At 40.4% G+C, this 4,524-nt stretch carries 5 protein-coding genes and 1 pseudogene; all 6 read right to left on the reverse strand.

What is annotated here, in order from left to right:
• Positions 1-87: 87 nt before the first annotated feature.
• Positions 88-267, reverse strand: coding sequence for a DUF4025 domain-containing protein (locus AC52RT_RS11510; protein ID WP_495540874.1), 180 nt, complete (start codon positions 265-267; stop codon positions 88-90).
• Positions 264-1,115 carry an MBL fold metallo-hydrolase gene (locus AC52RT_RS11515; protein WP_495540875.1) on the reverse strand — a complete coding sequence of 284 codons (852 nt, stop codon included), beginning with the start codon at positions 1,113-1,115 and terminating at the stop codon, positions 264-266. The genes AC52RT_RS11510 and AC52RT_RS11515 overlap by 4 nt, the downstream gene beginning before the upstream one ends.
• Before the next feature lie 101 nt (positions 1,116-1,216).
• A complete protein-coding gene (locus tag AC52RT_RS11520; protein ID WP_495540876.1) occupies positions 1,217-2,197 on the reverse strand; it encodes an ABC transporter permease in 981 nt (326 codons plus the stop codon).
• Positions 2,190-3,107, reverse strand: a complete 918-nt coding sequence (locus tag AC52RT_RS11525; protein WP_495540877.1) for an ABC transporter ATP-binding protein — start codon at positions 3,105-3,107, stop codon at positions 2,190-2,192. Before AC52RT_RS11525 ends, AC52RT_RS11520 begins: the two co-directional genes overlap by 8 nt.
• A complete protein-coding gene (locus AC52RT_RS11530; protein WP_495540878.1) occupies positions 3,104-3,877 on the reverse strand; it encodes an SGNH/GDSL hydrolase family protein in 774 nt (257 codons plus the stop codon). The genes AC52RT_RS11525 and AC52RT_RS11530 overlap by 4 nt, the downstream gene beginning before the upstream one ends.
• A 314-nt stretch (positions 3,878-4,191) precedes the next feature.
• Positions 4,192-4,437: pseudogene (locus AC52RT_RS11535) on the reverse strand (bile acid:sodium symporter family protein); the annotation flags it as partial.
• Positions 4,438-4,524 lie beyond the last annotated feature (87 nt).

A 4,524-nucleotide genomic window follows, 5' to 3' on the forward strand; every position in this document is an offset into this window, starting at 1 on the left:
GCAGATATCCTCCAATCAATCCAGCAGCTCAGGTTCAGACTTAGCAACAAAAAAGAACGCTGCTAAATTAGCAGCGTTCCACAATACTTAGTGATTATCACTTTTATTATCCACTTGATCAATCGTGCCAGAATAATATCCATCCATCACTTGATCATGGGTTTCATCTACTCCTGATGTTACTGAATCGTTCTTGTCTTCTTTTTCTTCATTATAGAAGTATCCTTTTTTTTCTGTTTTTAGTTCTTCATTTTTAGAATTTTTCATTGTGTGTCCTTTCCGTCAACGTATTTTCCGTAATCGGGTTTGGCAATCGAATCAAAATTCTGTACTAGGTTCGTAAGTCCCTCTGCTAGTTCATTTCCTTCAACAAAAACACCGTGTCCGGTTATCGCCACTGTTGGATGCAGCTGTTCAAGCGTCTGTACAGATTTTTTAGCTGCAGCCCAATCTGTTGTTAAGTATCGTGGTGGTCCACTAAATTCTTTTTCTTGGGTAATCACTTTGTACAGATCTTCTTGTTTTACGGTTACGAAGGCATCACCTGCAAGCAACGCTTTATCTGTCTTCCGAAACAAAGAGATGTGTCCGGGTGTGTGACCAGGCGTATGCACCCATTCCCAGTCCGGCAGATCCGGTATTGAGCCATCAGCAGGTAGTTGATGGACATGATTATCCAAGTTGATGCCTTTATTCGGAAACATACCCGACATTTTAGCAACCATCCCGCCTTCCACCGTAGGGTCCGGTTTCGGGTAGTCTTTGAGCCCTGTCAGATAAGGCATTTCAAGGGAATGCGCATACACTGGTGATTTCCAATGTTCTACTAACTCAACAATTGCCCCTATATGGTCAAAATGACCGTGTGTTAAAATAATGGCTTTCGGCGCAACACCTGTTCCATACAGAGATTCAGCTTCCTTGATAATCATTTCTGCCGAATTAGGCATACCTGCGTCTACCAATACCCATTCTTTTGCACCTTTTTTTCCTATAAAGCAAACATTTACGATCTGAATAGGCAGGCAAAACAAATCATCTCTCGCAAATTTACCTTCGCCATTTGTGACAGACGTTACCGGCAGTATCTTTTTTCCAACACCATTATCATCCATGTTTGTTCCGCCTCCTTATGTTTCTTTACTTACTAATAACCCAAAAATCATTTACTATTCAAAAGAAACAGCCCTTACACATAGCATGGGCTGTTTCCAAATTAATAAACATCTTGACGGGAAAAAACAGTAAAAGAAACAACAAGCGCTGCAACCAGCCAAACAAACAAAACGGATACGGATGAGAACAAAGTCATTCCCTCAATTGGCGGAGCAGCTCCACTTAAATAACTGGTTAATTTAAGATTAACCATAAAGAAATATTTAGCAGATGCCCAAGACGAAACCATATTACTTAAAATCATTCCTGAAATTAAGGCGGCCAGCATGACACCCATTCCTGCTGCAGTACTGCGGATTAATACTGAAAGCATAAAGGACAGTGTTCCGACAACAACCGCCACGAACCACACTAACCCCATTTCCATAAGTAAGAATTCCCACTGATTCATCAATTTGACTCCACTTGTATTGAGATTGCTTCCTTCAACAGTAAAACCAGTAATTACAGGAGCTGTCCAGCCATGATAGCCAAAAACCACACCTGAAATGACATAAGCTAATGCTGCCGTGACGAGGACAATCAATGAAGTAGAGAGCAGCAGCACAACATATTTACTGAGAAGTATTTTCCATCGCTGAACAGGTCTAGTTAGGAGCAGCTTGATCGATCCTAGACTATGCTCAGAAGAAACCAAATCACTGGCAATAATCATAATTAACAGCGGGATAAATAAGTCACTTGAGTTCTCAATAAACATTCGGACAAAGGTAGGTGCACCAGGTTCCGACGGGTTTATATTATTATCAAGATAATATTGTGATTGTTTAATACTAACTTGAAGCTGCTGACGCCATTCATCAGAAATACGGCTAGACCCGAGTCGGTTTTGTGAATCAATAATTTGCTGCTGCAATAATGACTGCCACTCAATCGTACCCATTCGTTCACGTTGTGATTGGGTTTCCTTATATTGTGCATACGTAAACATCGCAACCAATATCGCTACAATAGCCGTGATAATTAACAGACGTTTTCTTGCCAGCAGTTTCAGCATTTCGTTTTGAATCAGCTTATTCAATTGAGCTACCTCCCACGCCAGTCACTTCAAGGAATAGATCCTCAAGGGCTGGAAGCTTTCTGTTCATTTCAAGAACTGATATCCCTTCATTAATGAGCTGTACATTCCATTTTGGTATTTCCTTTTCCTCAAATGCTGTAACCAAATATCCATCCGTGGTTTCACTGACATCCGTCAATTGTGATAATACGGCTTTTCCCTGATCCATTGGATCTACTTTCCAGAGCATTTTTTCTTGCCTGCTAAGTAAATTCTTTACGGAATCCACCTGAATAATTTCTCCATTTTTTATGATGGCTACCCGGTCACATAACAGCTGAATTTCGCCTAAAAGGTGACTGGAGACTAAAACACTGAGTCCCTCCTGTTCAGCCAGCTCCCGGATAAATTGACGCATCTCTCTAATTCCTGCTGGGTCTAACCCATTCGTTGGCTCATCCAAAATCAAGACTTTCGGATGATTAAGCATGGCCTGTGCAATCCCCAGTCTCTGACGCATACCAAGTGAATACGTTTTTACTTTCTCATCAATTCTAGCCTCTAATCCGACCATGGCCACTACCTCAGTAATTCTTGTTTCCGGTACATTCGGCAGCATTCTAGCAAAATGAAGAAGATTTTCTTTCCCTGTTAGATAAGGGTATAACTCAGGATTTTCAACGATACAGCCAATCTGCTCCATCGCTTTGGTAAAATGCGTGCGAACATTGTAGCCGCAAACGACCATACTTCCTGATGTCGGTTTAATTAAACCAACAAGCATCCGAATGGTCGTCGTTTTACCTGCTCCGTTTGGTCCCAAGAAGCCGAATACTTCACCTGCTTGTAATTCAAAACTAATTCCTTTAATGATTTGCCGTTTACCAATTTTTTTTGTTAGATTTTGTACGGAAAGAGTTGTCTTTGTCATTTTTTCTCCTCCTCCCATTTAATCAATGGTGAAATTCGCTTTGCAATCAATTGATATCCTTCTTTATTAGGGTGGAATTTGTCTGTATACAGATACTCATTAACAGATAGTTGGAAAATATCGTACGTTGGGACAAATACAATATCTGAAAACGAAGATGCCAGATCCTCCGTCTGGAAATTCCACTCTCTGACGATACTACTGGTCGTTTCGTTATCCTCTAATTCAATAAAGGGATTATAAAGCCCAATCATGTATACAGTCGCCTGATTATTTACGGAACGAATTGTGGTAAAAACCTCTTTTAAATTTTGCAGGTACTTTTCCTGTATATCTTCTATTCCAGCTGTTTCAATGTCCATTAATGTTTGTCCACCCTGAAATAAATCATTCCCGCCAATTGTCAGCATAATTGCATCGGCTTCTCCTAGCTGGCGCTTAATTTCCTTCTGCTTCATCTGATTCTTTAATTCAGACGAGACCGCTCCACTAACGCCTAAATTATGAACACTAATTTTTTTCCCAAAGCGTTCTTTTAAATCATCGGTAACGAGACCTACATAGCCTTTACCTGACTCATCACCTGTCCCTCTCGTTAAGGAGTCTCCAAGTGCTACCAAAGAAAACTTGCCCGGGTCAACAGCGTTCTCCGGCTCCTCTTGTTTGATCTCAACGGGACTAGCCTCTGAATAATAATCTTGAACCGCCCAACCTAAACAAAAAAGCCAAAACAAACAGACAATCGAAGCAAAAATCGTTATGTACCTCACTTTTTTCGTATGCAGATGAATCACCCTCTCGCTCTATATGTTTCCATTAAAACACATGATTCCCTTTTTTAGAAAAAATAGAACTCTTACAAGCACATAAAAACCTCCGCTAAAATCACACGGAGGCTGTTAACTACCTATCTTTTCTTTTTTTCATAAGCGCTTTTACCTTTTCTGTCGGGTCCCAACAGGTAAATTGATAGGTCGTCTTAGTTTCAAAGCCAAGTCTTGAGCACCTATATATGGTTTTGTTTGCTGTCTTCTCAACAGTAAAAGATTTACATGTTGCACAGCAATGGTACTTCACGTGCTCCTCAACCAATTCGATCAATTGTCTCAATTGGTTCTACATTCTTTTTATCAGCCTGTTTTGCCCAATACGTTGCCAAGATGGGGCCAGAAATATTGTGCCATACACTAAAGATTGCACTTGGGACAGCTGCTAACGGTGAAAAATGTGCGGTAGCAAGAGCCGCTCCTAGTCCAGAATTCTGCATTCCCACTTCAATTGAAATCGCTTTTTGATCTACGAATGGCATTTTAAGTATTCTAGCTGCCAGAACTTTTATTGATACTATCTATGGTTGTAATAGGGATGGATTCATCGATTGAACAAAAGGAAAATGAAACTTTGATGTGCTCAGTTT

Source organism: Peribacillus sp. (assembly GCF_059453735.1).

What these genes read in the sequence shown, in the direction of transcription:
- AC52RT_RS11510 (WP_495540874.1), bottom strand. Translation starts at nt 267, where the DNA reads ATGAAAAATTCTAAAAATGAAGAACTAAAAACAGAAAAAAAAGGATAC.
- AC52RT_RS11515 (WP_495540875.1), bottom strand. Translation starts at nt 1,115, where the DNA reads ATGGATGATAATGGTGTTGGAAAAAAGATACTGCCGGTAACGTCTGTC.
- AC52RT_RS11525 (WP_495540877.1), bottom strand. Translation starts at nt 3,107, where the DNA reads ATGACAAAGACAACTCTTTCCGTACAAAATCTAACAAAAAAAATTGGT.